15 protein-coding genes and 1 pseudogene are annotated in these 15,903 nt (G+C 50.7%); 8 read left to right on the top strand and 8 right to left on the bottom strand.

All coding sequences use genetic code 11. From position 1 onward, the window contains the following. Window positions 1–331: 331 nt before the first annotated feature. Window positions 332–694, bottom strand: a complete 363-nt coding sequence (locus tag INT21_RS05645; RefSeq protein ID WP_193084964.1) for a histone-like nucleoid-structuring protein, MvaT/MvaU family — start codon at window positions 692–694, stop codon at window positions 332–334. Window positions 695–834: 140 nt separating this feature from the next. On the opposite strand from INT21_RS05645, the gene INT21_RS05640 reads away from it, so the two are divergent. Together INT21_RS05640 and INT21_RS05635 are read left to right on the top strand one after the other, a co-directional pair. After that, window positions 835–1,620, top strand: a complete 786-nt coding sequence (locus INT21_RS05640; protein ID WP_193084963.1) for a hypothetical protein — start codon at window positions 835–837, stop codon at window positions 1,618–1,620. 575 nt (window positions 1,621–2,195) lie between these two features. Next, window positions 2,196–3,452 (top strand): site-specific integrase, encoded by a 1,257-nt coding sequence (locus tag INT21_RS05635; RefSeq protein WP_193084962.1) that lies wholly within the window; start codon window positions 2,196–2,198, stop codon window positions 3,450–3,452. 21 nt (window positions 3,453–3,473) lie between these two features. Here INT21_RS05635 and INT21_RS05630 read toward each other — a convergent pair whose 3' ends face one another. The 3 genes from INT21_RS05630 to tnpA form a co-directional block, all read right to left on the bottom strand. Then, the gene (locus INT21_RS05630; RefSeq protein ID WP_193084961.1) at window positions 3,474–4,082 is read right to left on the bottom strand and encodes an endonuclease/exonuclease/phosphatase family protein; all 609 of its coding nucleotides are present in this window, start codon (window positions 4,080–4,082) and stop codon (window positions 3,474–3,476) included. Window positions 4,083–4,244: 162 nt separating this feature from the next. Beyond that, entirely contained in the window at window positions 4,245–5,417 is a 1,173-nt protein-coding gene (locus INT21_RS05625; RefSeq protein WP_193084960.1) for an RNA-guided endonuclease InsQ/TnpB family protein, read from the bottom strand. A gap of 642 nt (window positions 5,418–6,059) precedes the next feature. Beyond that, window positions 6,060–6,479: an IS200/IS605 family transposase gene (tnpA, locus tag INT21_RS05620; RefSeq protein ID WP_443588373.1), complete on the bottom strand. Its 420-nt coding sequence runs from the start codon at window positions 6,477–6,479 to the stop codon at window positions 6,060–6,062. Window positions 6,480–6,498: 19 nt separating this feature from the next. On the opposite strand from tnpA, the gene INT21_RS05615 reads away from it, so the two are divergent. The 5 genes from INT21_RS05615 to INT21_RS05595 all read left to right on the top strand — a co-directional run bounded on the left by INT21_RS05615 (window position 6,499) and on the right by INT21_RS05595 (window position 12,594). Beyond that, window positions 6,499–7,569 carry an RNA-guided endonuclease TnpB family protein gene (locus INT21_RS05615; protein ID WP_193084958.1) on the top strand — a complete coding sequence of 357 codons (1,071 nt, stop codon included), beginning with the start codon at window positions 6,499–6,501 and terminating at the stop codon, window positions 7,567–7,569. Between the two features lie 200 nt (window positions 7,570–7,769). Next, window positions 7,770–9,851 (top strand): helicase-related protein, encoded by a 2,082-nt coding sequence (locus INT21_RS05610; protein WP_226930592.1) that lies wholly within the window; start codon window positions 7,770–7,772, stop codon window positions 9,849–9,851. A gap of 295 nt (window positions 9,852–10,146) precedes the next feature. Next, the gene (locus tag INT21_RS05605) at window positions 10,147–11,619 is read left to right on the top strand and encodes a hypothetical protein (protein ID WP_193084956.1); all 1,473 of its coding nucleotides are present in this window, start codon (window positions 10,147–10,149) and stop codon (window positions 11,617–11,619) included. Between the two features lie 125 nt (window positions 11,620–11,744). Continuing rightward, window positions 11,745–11,951: a hypothetical protein gene (locus INT21_RS05600; RefSeq protein WP_193084955.1), complete on the top strand. Its 207-nt coding sequence runs from the start codon at window positions 11,745–11,747 to the stop codon at window positions 11,949–11,951. 55 nt (window positions 11,952–12,006) lie between these two features. After that, window positions 12,007–12,594 carry a PH domain-containing protein gene (locus INT21_RS05595; RefSeq protein WP_193084954.1) on the top strand — a complete coding sequence of 196 codons (588 nt, stop codon included), beginning with the start codon at window positions 12,007–12,009 and terminating at the stop codon, window positions 12,592–12,594. Between the two features lie 66 nt (window positions 12,595–12,660). On the opposite strand, the pseudogene INT21_RS20320 reads toward INT21_RS05595, so the two are convergent. The 4 genes and pseudogenes from INT21_RS20320 to INT21_RS05570 all read right to left on the bottom strand — a co-directional run. Continuing rightward, window positions 12,661–12,990, bottom strand: a pseudogene (locus tag INT21_RS20320) (helix-turn-helix domain-containing protein); the annotation flags it as partial. A gap of 427 nt (window positions 12,991–13,417) precedes the next feature. Next, window positions 13,418–13,561 (bottom strand): hypothetical protein, encoded by a 144-nt coding sequence (locus INT21_RS05580; RefSeq protein WP_193084952.1) that lies wholly within the window; start codon window positions 13,559–13,561, stop codon window positions 13,418–13,420. Between the two features lie 124 nt (window positions 13,562–13,685). Further along, window positions 13,686–14,309, bottom strand: a complete 624-nt coding sequence (locus tag INT21_RS05575) for a hypothetical protein (RefSeq protein WP_193084951.1) — start codon at window positions 14,307–14,309, stop codon at window positions 13,686–13,688. After that, window positions 14,306–14,767 carry a hypothetical protein gene (locus INT21_RS05570; RefSeq protein WP_193084950.1) on the bottom strand — a complete coding sequence of 154 codons (462 nt, stop codon included), beginning with the start codon at window positions 14,765–14,767 and terminating at the stop codon, window positions 14,306–14,308. The genes INT21_RS05575 and INT21_RS05570 overlap by 4 nt, the downstream gene beginning before the upstream one ends. 199 nt (window positions 14,768–14,966) lie before the next feature. On the opposite strand from INT21_RS05570, the gene INT21_RS05565 reads away from it, so the two are divergent. Continuing rightward, a complete protein-coding gene (locus tag INT21_RS05565; protein ID WP_193084949.1) occupies window positions 14,967–15,857 on the top strand; it encodes a DNA replication terminus site-binding protein in 891 nt (296 codons plus the stop codon). Window positions 15,858–15,903 lie beyond the last annotated feature (46 nt).

The following is a 15,903-nucleotide window of genomic DNA, read 5'->3' as shown; positions in this document are numbered from 1 at the left end:
CGCCTATTCGATCAGGCCAAATCCACGTGAAGTGACGAAGAACCAATCTTCTCGACCAAAATGTGGTTGCGCTTCAAGAAGCGTAGCACTCGCAATAACACCTAAGGTGATACCATGTTATCAACCGCTCTAATTATAGTTATGATATTGTTATTTAGTAGCCTCGTCGCAGTTGCTTCGATATACCTGGCTAAACGGCAGGATAAAAAAGAGACTGCAGCAAGACAGCATGCTGCTGATAATAACGTTCGTGAGCATAAAGAGTGATGGGTACAAAAAAAGCCAGCAACCATAAGGTTTGCTGGCTTTTCTCGTTTAAAACTGTCCCAACCTAGTCGCTAATTTCTACCCAGCCTTTTACCGTATCTTCGCCATATTGTTCTTTCCAGGCGCGAATTGTTTTGTTGTTGCCGCCGTATGTCTCAACCTTTTCGCCAGTCTCAGGGTTTGTATAAATCCGTAAAGACCGCTTACGCTTAGGTGTAGCGGCTTCTGGGGAAGAACCGTATGAAGGGTCGAGCAACATTATCACTTCTTTCGAGGTTTTGTTGTGCTCAACTAGAAGTGCTTCAAGCTTTTCACTGAACTCAAGCTCTTTTTGAAGGCGGTCATCATTGCGAAGTTTATCAAGCTCTTCTTCGAGGCGCCGTTTTTCCGCCTCCATTTGATGGTACCGCTGAATTAAACCGCTCATCTATGTTCCTCATTCAATGCTCTATATTAAACGCATAGGATATAGCATTTGCCTGCCATGGCAAATAGTGTAGTAGAATTGGGTATGGTACTACTATTTATTAGACACCTAAAAACCAACGAACACTAAGTAGAGAGATAATGAAAGCCACGTTGAGGGTAGAGGCCATAAGCATTAGCGCCTTGGTTGTAACCGTAAAATGGTATCTTGGAAAGCGTCGCTTCGGCTGGCTGAACGTAGATGTTTCGACAGAAAATATCTATGATGTTCAGGATGTTAAAGCCATAGCTGAGTTAATGTCTTTGCGCTACCTGCTTTGGGACTCTGCAGATATTCTCGGCAGTATTAATCCTGGCTCTTTTAGCATAATGGTTTCTCAACCCGCCATACTGGACGTTCTTGCCAAAAAAACCGACAGGCACGCTATTGAGCCTTACGCATCGTTACTTCGTACTGCTTTTGCTAAAACGCCGGTAAACCGGCTTGATGAAGCTGAGGTTGAAGAAGAAGAAACACCTTGGCCCAATCCTGTTCCTGTGAGCATTTCTGAAGATATGCGTTCTCCCTATATGATCATTTATGTCGAAGGGATGGGTAGATTGGGTATATCAGAGCGGAGCGTGACCGAGTTTGCCGACCAACACCGAATTTTCTCGGGTTCATCGCCATCCGATCCGTTTAAAAGTATATGCGATGCACTAAATCATAGGCACTTAGCTTTATATAAAATACCCACCAAGCGGGAACATGAGAAGATAGAGAAATACGGAGAAGATGGCGTTGCCCAGGTGTGGCGGAATACCGCAGGTAACATGATGTATATTGTTTTACCCAAGCCAGAATTGAATGTACTTCTAACTTGTATTCAAGGCTCAAAAGGTTACTTGGCTTCGCAGACATTTGTTAGATATCGTTTAGATCATTGATTGAGTTAGGGTGGCTTTCATTGCAATCAACCAACAACCCCCGGCATATAGGCTGGGTGGTAAATCATTAAATTTCAGCGTTCGATGACCTTTATAGCCCGTCAGCTCTTCTATGTCCCAGCTGGCTTGGCGCTCATGCTCAGCAGCTTATTTCAAGTTTAATACCCCGCTAGTGGATGCGCTTGGAGGAATACAGGTGGCATCGAAAGCGTTAGCGGATCAGGTCAGGCATTGCCCGTGATGAAATTAAGCGCTTTACGTGGAATAGCTGGATATACGCCGACTTAATCACTTTGCGTGGATGTGGGAGGTAAAAATTCATGGCGTTGGGTGGGTGCATTCCAAATTTAGTGCTTTGTGTGGAAGTACAGGAGGGGTCTCTCTACCCCTACCATTATATCTACAACTAGATATAATGATGATTATAGTTAGTTGTTGTTTTTGGGCCAAAAGCAGGGCGCTCATAACCTTTTCACCCTAGTTATCCCTGGCACTGTCACAAACAGAACAAATCCTCACGATAGCTAACTATTTAAGCGTGCCACTGACACAAAGATCATCGTAGAGGCGAAACCATGACTGATTACACGGTGCCTACTGAATACCTGGTTGCAGATCGCAGCGCTGGATCAGAGATAGCTGCCTATCAAGAGCCCAGCGCAGGCTCTCGTTTGCTGGCGGTTACTCATGACACCTTGCCAGTTCGAATCTCTTCAACGCCGATACCGCGCTCTAAAAATCCAGCATTCCAGCATCTGGATCGCCAGGAGTCGTCGGTATCACGCACCAGCAAGCGTAGTCAGTTGAACCGCATCGCTCGCATCCTGGGTGTGCCTGAAGTGCCCCGGTATGTACCCCCTGGTGTTGAAAATCCAGACCTTCGCAAGGTGTACCCCGACCAGCTTTTTCGATTTGACTTCGTTCACTGGGAGGATTTAGACGCATCCAGCGTTCAGACGATCCTATCAATTATGCGCGATGGCCGAGACGGAAAACCGCCAGAAAATGAAAATGATAATCCTGCAAAAATCATACAAAAAACCTCTCCTCGTCTTGGCAAAAAACGCGGTGAAGATTACGCACCATTAAGCGCAAAAAGTAGAAATGCTTACAGAGCCCTTTTTAGGGGAATTGCCCGAGAGGCTGTTGTGCTCGGTTTGATGTCTCGCGATACGAAAGAAATGATAGGTGAAGTGCGGCAAGCAAAAAGCCACAAAAAACCACGCGGAAAGGCTTACGGAAAAGCGCTCATAAGGGCTGCGCTGGATGCCTGCGACATCAAGAATGATGCTATGCACGCCCGCGATGGTTTGATGTTCGCCATGATGGTCGCGTTAGGGCTTCGCCGCGCTGAAGTCTGCCACATAGAAATGGCGAGAATCGACTTTGAAACACGGGACGTTCATGTCACTGGCAAGGGAAACAAAGATCGTACACTGAAGATACCTAATGGCGTTTGGGAGCGTCTGATTGATTATCTGGATCGGTACCGCACCTGGGAGCCAGGCTTTCTCTTTAATGGTATCTACAGGGGCCGCGACAAAGCGACGGACTTGAACCGGCCTCTTTCTGTGGCTGCAGTAAATTACAGCTTGGAGCGTATTAAGAAAGAAGTGGCCGGGAAGCTTGGTGTGTCTAATATCTCGCCTCACGACTTCCGACGCACCTATGCAACCAACTTGCTCAATGCGGGAATGTCGATGCGGGCTATTCAGCGCCTCCTGGGGCACGCCTCAATGAGCACCACTGAGACGTACTTATTTGACTCCACAACTGGGTACCGTGATGAGGCAGCCCAGCTGCTCGATGCCGAATACGGGAAGCGCCAGTAACGTGAGCGCATTCTTCGTGTGCTAAGGGCATAGCTGGTTGGTGTTGATAATTTCGGTCACCCTTGCAGGGCTCAACCCGCTTATATCGCTAAGACTATCGGCGCTCGACCATGGGCGCCCTTCTACTATATTAACCGCTCGGGCTTCGCCTACATGCGGGAGCTGTACCAACTCCTCCTGACTACTCTGATTAATGTCTATGCACCCCTCAGCCCCCATGGCGACTGGTCGTTCAACTTCATAAAGCTCTGTTTCAGGTAGCTTTATGTCACCTCCGTTCAAGCCAATCCATACTGGTACATGGTCTGAAACCGTCTCCCGTGCTTCTTCATGAGTCATGCCCAGCCACTGTGGAAAACGGAGCACACCGTTGCTAGTGACATTAACGCTAGGGCTTACAAAGATGTGGTCATAGTTATTAGCATAGCGACCGTTGATGGGGCTGATCGTGGTACTGCCCTGGTCTTCAATGGCCAACCGTGCCGACTGATCTAATAGAGCCGTAAAGCCTTCGTGCCCAACATCCAGATTAAAGTCACCTGCCAGGATGATAGGCGTATCCGGGTAGATTTCTTTTAGCCACTCCCAGTAAGAGGCCAAGTAATCGATTTCCGGCAGCCGGTCAGACACTCGATTTCCGTACAATACGTGCAGGTTGGCTAAGGCGAATACGTCGCCGGTTCGCACGCTTTGGTAGCGCGCAGAAAAAGGCTCGCGTGCAAAAGTATCTTCTGGGTGTGACTGCTCCCCACCCTACGTCGCTACGCGACCACGGGTGAGGCTTCCCACTTCTTAGGCCGCTGCCGGTGCGTGACCGGGCTTACGCAGGCCTCCATGGACAGAGACGGACAGCCCTTCCGCCTTTAATTTTAAAATGCCTTGCTGGCGAATATTGATCGCGGCATTGATGTCGCGGTCAATGCCCTGGGTGCCGCAGCCTGAGCAATCCCAGCGACGAATGCTTAACGGCATCGACTCTGCTTTATGCCCGCAGCCCGCGCAGGTTTTGGAACTGGCGAACCACTGGTCGATTTTCACCAGATGCTTGCCCTGTTCCTTTGCCTTATACGCCAGCTTTTCAATCAGGCTACTCCAGCTCGCATCGGCAATATGCTTGGCCAGCTTGCGGTTTTTGAGCATGTTTTTCACTTTCAGGGTCTCGACCACCACTGCTTGGTTATCGTCAATGAGCTGTCGAGACAGTTTGTGCTGGAAGTCAGCACGGGCATAGGCCAAGCGCTCATGGGCCTTGGCGAGTTTGAGCCGTGCTTTTGCACGGCCCTTGCTGCCTTTCTGGCAGCGGGAAAGCGCTTTCTGCTTGCGGCGCAGGTTGGTACGCGCCAGCGTCAAGAAGCGAGGATTGGCGACCTTGCGGCCAGTGGAATCGATGGCCAGATGCGTCAAGCCCATATCGACGCCCAGCACCGTGTCTACTGTTTGGAGCGGCGCGGGTGACTCTACACCGTCATCGACCAGCAGCGAGGCAAAATACTTGCCCGTGGTGGTGCGGGTCAGTGTAATACTTTTCAGCGTACCCGCGATCTCTCGATGGATTCGGGCTTTAATCGGCGTGAGCTTCGGTACTTTGATCCAGTCATCACCCGCCTTAACGCTGGTGCAGTGATAGCTCGATTGCTTGCCATGTTTGCGTTTAAAGCGCGGATAGCGGGCTTTTAGCTGTGGGTTAAAGAAGTTCTGGAAGGCGCGATCCAGGTTAATGCACGCCTGTTGCAGCGCGATAGAATCAAACGCTTTGAGCCAGTGATACTTACGCGACTTCTTCGCCACCGCCAACAACGGCTTGAGGTCTTTCTTAGCGCGCAGCTTGGTGCCATGGCGCTTGTACTGCGAGCTGATAATGTGCAGTGCCTTATTGTACGCAAACCGCACCGCACCAAACTGCTGATTCAAGAAATCAGCCTGTTCGGGGGTGGGGTAGATGCGTACTTTGGTGGCTGTGAGCACGGCGAATCAACTCGCTGACTGTATGAATGTATAGTGCCAGATACATACGAAACTACAACCCCAGCAGCGCTAGTGCGCTGCCCGCTTGTATCCCCGCCCTCAATCGGGCGAGGGTTTACGCGGACTTTTGCTAAGTACACAACGGCCCCATCCAGATATCGTGCTGCACTATCCCGGGAGTATATCGCATACGCCTCTTTATAAGAGCCGCGCCCTATTAGATGGCTCATCATGTAGCTCCATGCTTCACCACTGACTTTTTCTAGTGCCCTATGCAGTCTTTCAGCGCCCTCTTCGTTCATAACTTCCTGCACGGCAACAACATCAAATGATGATGTGATCAGCGCAACCGTTTTATAGTCTTTCGAATTCTGCCACCCTAAATTTTGAATATTGAAAGATGCTACTGAGACGGTAGCGAACGCGGCAACCGGTATAGCCATTCCCAGCGCCAACATGATTCCACTTACTACCTTACGAAACCTACTCATTCCCTTCCCTTTAAAGGCCCGCTTAGTGTCGAGGGCTGATTTCTGATTGCGGTGCAAAAACGGGCATCTTATTGCCCGCTTTATTAACGATAAGCGCGGAATTCTCCACCCATAACCTTGGTTTGGGTGGCGATGGATAGCGCGGCCAACGTCACGTTGGCCGGTCTTGATTCTCGATGTAGTCGCGCAGTACCTCAATCGGGGCACCACCAGCCGTCAGCAAACAGTAGGCCCGACTCCAGAGCACCGGTTTCCAATAAAACTGCGCCAAATGCTCGGTGAATTCGACCCGAAGCCGCCTGCTGGTCACCGTTTTCAGGCTGTTGACCAGCTTGGAAGGCTGGATCGTAGGGTTAAGGCCAAGAAGCAAGTGAACGTGATCGGCTTCGCCACCAAATTCCAAAACCTCGACCTCCCACTTCAAACAAAGCTCCCTGGCAATGGCTTCAAGCCTGTCCAGTATCTCGGCGGTAAAACATTTACGTCGATACTTAGTCACTAACACCAAATGGTATTTCATGTCATAAACGCAGTGATAGTGTGACTTCATAATATTGACACCAAATTGTATTATCGCTAAGTTACCAGACATGAAACCGAATCTCCACACGAAAACCCTCAACGTCCGTATCCGCGACAAGCACGCCAAGGTGCTGCGCGAATGGGCCTGGGCGGTCAATCAGGTGTGGAATTACTGCAACGAACTCAGCTTCCGTTCGATCTCTGAACGCCAAACCTGGCTCTCCGGCTATGACCTACAGGACTACACTAAGGGAGCGGGAAAGGAGTTAGGCTTAAATTCAGCCACTGTGCAGATGGTAGGGCACGAATACGCGCTGCGCCGAAAGCAATTCAAGAAGAACCGCTTGAGTTGGCGCAAATCCGGGGGCGTGCGGCGCTCCTTGGGCTGGATACCCGTTCGCAAAGACTGCATCAGCTTCAAACATGGCTGTGTGTACCACAACAAGCAGTATTTCAAGGTCTGGGATAGCTATGGCCTGAGTCAGTACCCGTTTCGGGCGGGTAGTTTCAATGAAGATAGCCGAGGTCGTTGGTATTTCAATGTGGTCGCTGAGGTCGAAACGGCTATCCCCGCAGGCCAAGACAAGATCGGCATTGACCTGGGGCTAAAAGATACCGCTACCTGCTCTGATGGCACTAAGTTAGAGGCGGGGCGATTTTACCGGGATCAGCAGGAAAAGCTCGCTGTTGCACAGCGCGCTCGTAAGAAAAAACGGGTAAAAACCATTCACGCCAAGATTGCGAATCGGCGTAAAGACGCCTTGCACAAATTCAGCCGAGAGTTGGTTAACCGCTCCGGCGAAATCTATGTGGGTAACGTGAAATCGTCCTCGTTAGCTAAAACCAACATGGCCAAGTCAGTGCTGGACGCTGGCTGGTACATGCTGAAAACAATGTTGGATTATAAATGCGCTCACGCAGGCATTGTTTTCAAGGAAGTGAACGAGTCGTACACCACCCAAACCTGCTCGAATTGTGGCGCATTGCCTGATTCGAGGCCGAGAGGTATCGCAGGGCTTGGAATTAGGGAATGGACTTGCTGTGCGTGTGGTGTCACGCACGGAGACCGCGATATCAACGGGGCCAAGAACATTCTCGCGGTCGGGCATGGCCGTCCAGTTGTGGGAATCCGCCACTAAAATCTCTGATTTAGTGGACGGTGGATGTCAAAGTGAACGCATCGGGCCACCCTGATACTTCGCTACTACCTATGGGCTAGGCGCGCATTACAGCATAGTCCAGTAGCTATTTTTTATGGGTCTTTTTTCGCGGTTTCCATCGTCTTTTCGACCGTGGGACGTGTGATATAGTTGGTCAACCTTACTTAACTCGGTACGCTATGGTGGCTTCCAATAGGTATAAAAAAAAGCACGATTCTGTTGGCCGCTTAACAACCTTTGGCGTTCCCGCAGACGCGCCCTGGAAAGCACTTTTTATAGCGCCTAATCGTTATGAAGATTTGCGTAATGTGATTACACGACATAGCGAACTTCCCAATTCCGAGTACAGCACCAAAGTTACGCTGAAAGGCTATGTTGTTTCCCCTGCTCGCTATGATGCTGTTAAAAAGAGAAGCCACCTAACGATTACGCTGTCCGAAAGGCAGGTTCCTATTCACGTTTTTTTGCACCGCCATGCTAACCAGCTTCCTGGTAGTTGGAAGTCAAAAGGCGCTTGCATAGCCCTAGTCGGCACGGTTACTACCCATCCCAATGGCCACGTAGTGTTGTTTGATCCCACGCCCATTGACACGTCAGTGGCCGGTGCCGCGCTTGGCGTATACCCATCGAAAACGGGCGTAATCGGAGCTGACAAGGTACGTGAGCGCGTTTTATCGTTACTCACCGAAGACAATTTAAAGCTGGCGCGTGCCTTCATTCTTGAGCGTATAGGGAACGTTGATCAAATGGCGTTGCTTGCTGCTTGGGGTGAATACTCTGGTGTTGCAAATATGAAGCAGACGACGCTTGAAAATGTGGTCTACCGCATGCACCTGCCCACTAAACCGACACAGGGTGAAATGGCTGTTCGCCTGCTCACTGATCTTGATGCGTTTTCAGCGCTGCAGGCTGTTGAGGCTGAGCGGCCTAAGTCAGGCATCTTCCAGCAAGTCGTCATCCCCTGGTCGGCTGTTGAGGCTCGGATCGCCCAAATGCCCTACCCGCCGACTTCCGAACAAAAGGACGCGGTAGCTGATTTCTTGCACGATATGGCCCAAGGTAAACCGGCCCATCGATTACTCAGCGGTGATGTGGGTACCGGCAAGTCCGTAGTCATGCTGTTAGTGATGGCGGCTGTGTATGATGCTGGCGGCGACGTGGGCATGATGCTGCCATCGTCAGATATTTCAGACCAGTTCATTGAGGCTATCCGTGAATGGTGGCCTGACATTGTGTTTGATGAAGTGACCGCAAAAAGTGCCGGAGAGACGCCTAGCGCTTCTGTAAGAATAGGCACCACGGCGCTTATACATCGCTGTCCTGACTGGAAGCCTACATTGACCATTGTGGATGAGCAGCAGCGTATGAGTGTCAATCAACGCCATGCGCTCACACACCGTACCGGGCACCTTCTGGAAGCAACTGCAACCTGCCTACCACGAACGCTGGCTCAGGCGATGTTTGGCTTGTTGCCGGTATCTAGGTTAACGAAGCCTCACACGCCTAAAAGCATCATCACCACGCTCCATGATATTCAGTCCGTTCACGAAAAACGGGCTCTGTTCCAGTCCGTTAAGCGCACGCTCGATAACGGCGACCAAGTGTTAGTGATCTACGCGGCCCGCAATGAGCGTGAGGCCGACCGCTTGTTAGAACGTGATCAGAAGATGGTTCTCGATGGTGAACGTGTGCCGCCTTCTGTTCCGTCTCTTGAGAGTGGCGCCAAGCTTTGGCGTAGCGCATTCGGTGATGATGCCGTTGTCACACTGCATGGGAAAATGAAGGCACGGGATCGTGAAGCGTCGCTCACGGCTATGCGTGCAGGTAGCGCCAGCATTTTATGCGCGACAACCGCCGCTGAAGTCGGCCTCAACATCCCCAATCTGCGCCGTGTGTTGATTCTTTCGCCCGAACGCTTGGGCCTAACACAGCTGCACCAAATTAGGGGCCGCGTGGCTCGCTTAGGCGGTGATGGATGGTGTGATTTAGTGGCAGAGGTCGCCAATCTACAAGATGTCTCGATTAATCGCCTCAATGCGCTATGCGCGACCAATGATGGTTTTGAACTCGCTGAAGCGGATATGCGCCAGCGCGGCCTTGGCGATCTTTCAGTTAACAACAATCAACAGTCAGGAAGTCTCGCTGGCGGTGTCATACTTAACTCAAAGCTCGGTCTTGAGCACTTTGAGCGTGCCACTCAGATATTTACTGCGCTTTTCCCCAAAGACATGCCTCTTGAGGCATTGAAAAAAGCTTCTTGAGAGGACGCTGTGGCCCTTCCTTTTTCGTCCATTTTTGGCGATTTGTGGAGCCAAAATAGCCTCCTTATTTTCCGCTTATAACCTCTTTCACTGATAACCTGGGCCTATCCAAACGACACTAAGGCCTCCAAGTGGCTCATCTGCTTAGCAACCTAACGATACCTGCCCATTCACCCCAGCCGCGACCTTTTGCATTCAATATAAGCATGAAAGGGTGCCTTTGAGACACATATAAAAGGTAACGGTATCTTTTTAAGGCTAATGTTAATCTTCTAGCTGCCATTTTGGAGTTGTCATGCCCCTATCAGCCGCTACAGAAACTGTCGAGTATGACGATACTAGCGAATCCTGGATCGCGCACTGTCACGCTGATGCAGAAGTCACTGTTAAACCGGTCTATTTGTCCATAACTGCCACTTTATATGAGCGACAATTAACGGCCTGTGGGCTTGGCATCCCTAGCGTCTCTCGCCTTACAAGCCGTCTAAATCAGCGTGCTGAGCTCATTCATTCGGCTCTCATGGCCCGTGGTTTTAGCCATTCAGAAGTCGAAGTCGCTCCCCTCATAATGCGCAATCTCTCAACACCGAATGGGGGGATTCGTCGGAAGCTGCCTATGCTCTCAGTTGCAGAGGTGCAAATCACGGTTACCGTTCGACGAGGCAAGCAGGCCTTAAAGGCGTTAGATGCTTTGAAAAGCCTCGACATTGATCGACTTGATCCCGCCTTCCGGTTCAAGATCAATCCTGGGAACAATAAGCTTCTGCATGCGATAAAAGCCGCTGAGCAGCAAAGTTTTCAGCGGGCAAGGGCGATGTTTGCGAAATTGGCCCCATCGCACCAATTGCCTAATCCAGTCCCGCTTGCCCTTGATGTCGTAAAGGTCGATACCATTCAGACAGGAGGCGAGATCAAGTACGATGAACAGCACGGCTGGTCTATTTCACCCTTTGTTGTTCGTCTCTCCATCCACATCTCGTGGGCGGTGCGGGCATCATGGCATACCTTTACGCACTCCTCTGCCCCTAAGACTACTGCTGAAAGCCCCAATGTTAGCCCCACTGGGGGGGCTACTGGCCAAAACAATCCTTTCCAAATGCTTGATGAGCCCGTAAAGGTTCCAGTGGGCAATGCAAACGCTAAGCCCTCTTTCACGGGCCTATCCGAACCGTCTAAGCCGATTACCGCTGGTGGCGCCCAGGTATTACGCGCATCGCCCTCGAAAACGTCGGCCATACACGAAACGCCTTGCGAAGTTGCTCCCAGTGTTCCTACGCCCCAACCTTATGAAGGTCTGTCAATCACCGCAAACCGTGCGCCAGCCTCCCCGACCTTGGGAGCCGCTGATACCCTCTACGCAACACTGAAGCCTCTATCCCCGACGATGGAGCCAGACCGCCAGGCTGCTCCTGATCGACGACTGGATAGTGTTGACCGTCCCGCCCGCCTCAATACATCAGCCTCCTTTGCTCCTAGCGACACTGCAGAGCAAAGCCACCTGTCAGTACCATCATCTAATCAGTCGGTGCTATTCGGCGCGTTAGAGAAGATTGAGCACTCTCGCGCTTTTACACCCTCAAGCCTATTTACGCCTGGTGTTGTCACCCACTTCTACTTCCAAGATGGCGTCTTGGTGGAGGCGCCATCAACAACGGGCATTACATCTCCCGCTGTTAGCCCCTGCGTCCAAGAGTATCTGTCTGCTCATGAAAGCAATGGCGATCCCGAGAATGAATTGGCACAGTCATACCCCTGGGAAAAGTCATAAACCCTGCACGGGAGACCAATATACGACAGCAGTGCTAAAACGGGTGTCTTAATCGGCAAGTCGTTGGGTACTTTTAGGTAACCTAATAGCCCTCTCGTAATGAACGCTATTAAGGACGCCAGTAAATGCTGCCCGCTTTTTTGTCACAACCCTCCCTTACACGACGCTTGCTGCTAACGACACTGGTGCCGCTCGTTATGGCGTTCGCGTTGTTATTGATACTCCTGACCATGCAGCTAGCAACCGCTGCGATACGTCCGCGTGCGGAAGCCAAGGCACCTGCATCCCCTGGCGAACGCATTACCACAAACGATGATTGGGAAGCCTTCTAGCGGGCTAAGTACCGGCCATCCCATACCCATTAAACAACGACACAGAGGCGTATCCATGCAGCCGTCATTACAAACTAAAGCAGAGAGCGGGAATTACCTACGCCGCCTCAAACCGTCGCTAGCACTCGCTCTGCCATCCTTTATCGCCTACTTGGCGCTGGCGCTGGTGGTTACTTATGCGCTCTATGAGTTCCAGCCAGAGGTGTTGCTTATGGCGGGCTGGATTGGCCTCGGTGCTCGCCTAGAGGCGTCCTATGCACTGGTAGTTGCGGCGCTTTGGGCTCTTTGCGCAATGAAGCCGCTGTGGCAAGCCCTTGTGCTACTAACCACGCGCTATGACGTTAGCTCTGACATGCTTTATTACTCTCGCGGTGTGCTTAATAGCCGCCGCGATCAAATAGAGATAGCACGTATTCGTGACCTCTCCACTGAGAAGCCATTTCCACTTCGTCTACTTGGTCTGGGGTACTTGCAGGTGGACAGCGTAGACACAACACACCCGCAGTTAGTGTTGCGTGGCCAGCGCGACGTGAACGAACTGAAAGCATGGCTACACATGCGGAACGTTCAAGAGCGCCAGCGGTTGGGTGTTCGTGAATTTAGCCATGGACATAATAGTCATGCGGCAAACCACGGCGACTAACGTAACGCCTGTTGGTTCCTAACGTAAAAGGCTCCCAAAATTGGGAGCCTTTTTTCGATAGACCGATTAACGCTTTATGGTGGCCAGTGACTCTTTGAGCGACGTGCTCTTTGCAAGCAGGCGTACCTCTGCCGGGGAAAGCACGGCGGACTCCTCTTCTTGAACCCTCTCCTGCAGTTTTAGCAACAGCTCGCGCTTTGATTCTTCCTCTTGTGCTGACAGTTGAAAATGTTCGCGTTCATCAATTCCCAGTACGTAATAGAGACTGATATCTAGCACTTGCACCAGCCTACCTAAGCGCTCGTGGCCAATCTGCTTGATTGCACCGCTCTCGTAGTAAGAAACCGAGACATCCGAAACACCTATCTGTCGAGCGAGTTCGGCCTTGTTGAACCCTTTTTCTAACCGGCTAACCGGTGTTCTCTAATTAAGTTACCTAGTGTCGTCATGTTTGTATCTGGTTTCCTTTGAAGTTGAGAGTTATGAACGGTCGATTTCACTATTATGTCGTACTTGCTATCAAGCTATGTTTGCCGCCTTAGCCCTGTCTATTCGACTAAGATGGCGTCGCCTGGAATCGTAATGACATGATCGGCGATGTAGCCATGAGCTCGCCATGTGAAGCACCGAGAGGGCGAACAGGAACGGCCAGGACACGCTAAGGTACGTAGACTTGATGGTTTTGAGTAGTCGCTGAAGAACGAGCGCACTGCATTCCTCGTTGGATGTAATGTATATTACGTACTACGCATTACGTAACAAAGATTACGTTGAGTGGTGAAGCGCTGTGTTTCGCATCACCGCTCTCAGTGTGGGTTAAGGCTTACTCCTTGGGCTGGCTTTCCAACTGGGAAATGCCCTCGGCAACTTCATTTGCTAGACCTTCCTCGCCTTTATCGAGTGCGGCCATCACCTTACTCTCAAGCTCGGTAATCGCGCTGACCAGATCATCAACTTTACGCTGCATGATACCGCGTTTGTCATCGTTTCCTCGTTGGTGGGTGACCCGTAGGCCTGTTGGTCTATTTTACGCGCAAAGAATCTTTAACCGCGCCGATTAGCGCGGTTGAAATGGCCGTGTTATTCGCGGGTTAAACTGGACTTTTTAAAACGAAACGTGCGTCACAGGTGAAGCCTAAGGCGCAGAGTGATTTTCTAACGCCCCCTTTACGCCTAAATCGTTCTCGCACAGCGCCTTCCATCTTGCCAAGCCCAGGCTGCTTGAGTATCGCCGGTATTTTGTTGAGGGCGAGCGGATAGCCGCCGTTGCTTGAAAAAACGCGGTCTAACGCTACCCCTTCTGGTGACTTGCAGGCGTTAGGCTGCGCACGAGTTTTGCTTTTCTTGGCTCGCGGTTTTCGTAGCGCTATTTGCACCACGTTTCGAACATCGCGCTGATGCAACAAGGCGGTAATCGCCTCTAAGTCACGATCTTTTGCCATGATTAACCATGGCAACTGCCGCATCGTTGGGGTCGTTGACAGGGCCTCGCCTGCTGAAAATGCGAGCGCAAGGTCAGCACCTTGCTTTATCGCTGCAGGCACCTCATTGACTCGCAGTTCTTTGACTATTCCCGCCAAGGCATACCACCGTTTCATGTCTTGATTGTCATTTCCTGCAACAATGGCATAGTCTCCACTCGATACCACCACTCTCACTTGTTCGGGTGTTAGAGAGTCTGCGTCAATGAGTAAAACCCTGCTCACACGTTTCAAGACACAACTACCAGTGACATTAATTTCAAATACGCCTCTTCAGTTTTTTCTTCCTCTCTATTTGCGCTCTCGATGGCTCTATCGACTTTATTGTGTGCTTTTAAAACCTCCTTCTGAACCTTTTCAGCGCTGCGCATTTGTGACGTATCTTGTTTATCCAAACGAGCGCTCAAGATGGTATTCACTTCCTCTTGCAATGCTTTTGCTAGCCGTCTTGCCTCATCCTCTTCTTCTTGTTTTTTTTTAACCTTGAGTGACGCAGCACGCAACTCTTTTGCTGCTGCTAAAAGCGCTTCTGATTTTTGAATAGCTTCGCTAAGGCCGAGCAGTCCTTTTGCCTGAACGTCCTCGTGACTCAGGCCTTGCCCCTCTGCCTGTTGATATTTTTCATCACTTTGCGCGTGATCTGCGCCGCCTTTTTCGTGCTCATAATCGAGCGGTTCTTGATTCTCAGCCATGATTTGCTCCTAGCGATATTTCGATGTTGTGCAATGATAAAATATTCGACTCGCTGCACAAGTGGTTAGCCTGGATTGATTAATCTCGCGTTTAAAAACGTCAAAACATTCATTGTTATCGTTAAAAAAATGTAGTAATGGATATGCTACACTATAAGTAATAATGCGCATGTCAGCGCTATCCATAGAGAGGCCTTTTATGGGGCAGCCAGTTTCTCGTCAGTACCAGTTATTAAAACAAATTGAAGTGGCTTTTGATGATGTTGTAACCACCATTCAACGTGCCTGTGCCATCTTTAAAGATGCGCAAACTGACGTGTGGGCACTTCATGAAGAAGCCCCCGACCATAAATGGTTGCTTAATGCCTTGCTCGACTTCTGGTACCAGGATGGTCAAGATGGCCGTGAAACTCGGCCCTATATCGGGATGATCGCGGCACCGCCAACGTTATGGAAGGCGCTTTCCGAGGTTAATGAGGCCAAGGATACGTTTCACCGGCTAATGATGGACATAAAGGCCATGGATGAAACCATTTATGCGCCACTCAAAGGTTCTTTATTACATCGCCACCCTCAAGTTAAGACGAACCTGGATGGCGTAGGGCTGGCGCGACTCAATCTCAAACAAGCCTGGCGGCATATCCCGATGATCGATAAACCGGTTAAGCGCGTGAACTTCACATGGTATGTCTCAGGGCGTTCAATTCGGCGTATTAGTGTCGCCCAGGCCGAGCGCCAACTGATGAAACTTGGTGCCGATAGCCCCCATGTAAAGCTGCAGCTGGGTCTTTTAGGCAACCTAGCGCCTGGGGAGCCGCTGGCGCAGGTACAGAGGCTGTCGCCGACGATGCGGGCCAATGTCTACTACGATATTGAGGTGTTGGGTGATACGGCCCCAGTTGAGTACCGACGTTCGCTCAACCTGGCGCTGCCACTGATTGTTCCTGCTGACGATGGCAAGCTGCCGCACTACCGGGCGCCAGCATCTCGCCCGCCTGAAAAGCGAACCCAAAGTAAGCGACTGGATCAAAAGATTGAGGACATCCCCTTCCTCAAGTCGATTCGCGTACACCGTTATATCGCCTCTTAACCTTAAGTGCCTAACCGAAAGTTTTCGTGCATAATGTATGTAGGAT

It is taken from the genome of Halomonas sp. 3F2F, from assembly GCF_014897805.1.
GTDB lineage: Bacteria > Pseudomonadota > Gammaproteobacteria > Pseudomonadales > Halomonadaceae > Vreelandella.
Note: the sequence above shows the minus strand (reverse complement) of the source record. Positions and strands in the feature narration are given on the sequence as shown.

Coding starts and splice junctions, on each gene's coding strand:
- INT21_RS05595 (WP_193084954.1), top strand. CDS start 12,007: ATGCAGCCGTCATTACAAACTAAAGCAGAGAGCGGGAATTACCTACGC.
- INT21_RS05635 (WP_193084962.1), top strand. CDS start 2,196: ATGACTGATTACACGGTGCCTACTGAATACCTGGTTGCAGATCGCAGC.
- INT21_RS05610 (WP_226930592.1), top strand. CDS start 7,770: ATGGTGGCTTCCAATAGGTATAAAAAAAAGCACGATTCTGTTGGCCGC.
- INT21_RS05570 (WP_193084950.1), bottom strand. CDS start 14,767: ATGGCTGAGAATCAAGAACCGCTCGATTATGAGCACGAAAAAGGCGGC.
- INT21_RS05600 (WP_193084955.1), top strand. CDS start 11,745: ATGCTGCCCGCTTTTTTGTCACAACCCTCCCTTACACGACGCTTGCTG.
- INT21_RS05605 (WP_193084956.1), top strand. CDS start 10,147: ATGCCCCTATCAGCCGCTACAGAAACTGTCGAGTATGACGATACTAGC.
- INT21_RS05580 (WP_193084952.1), bottom strand. CDS start 13,561: ATGCAGCGTAAAGTTGATGATCTGGTCAGCGCGATTACCGAGCTTGAG.
- INT21_RS05640 (WP_193084963.1), top strand. CDS start 835: ATGAAAGCCACGTTGAGGGTAGAGGCCATAAGCATTAGCGCCTTGGTT.
- INT21_RS05565 (WP_193084949.1), top strand. CDS start 14,967: ATGGGGCAGCCAGTTTCTCGTCAGTACCAGTTATTAAAACAAATTGAA.
- INT21_RS05645 (WP_193084964.1), bottom strand. CDS start 694: ATGAGCGGTTTAATTCAGCGGTACCATCAAATGGAGGCGGAAAAACGG.
- INT21_RS05615 (WP_193084958.1), top strand. CDS start 6,499: ATGAAACCGAATCTCCACACGAAAACCCTCAACGTCCGTATCCGCGAC.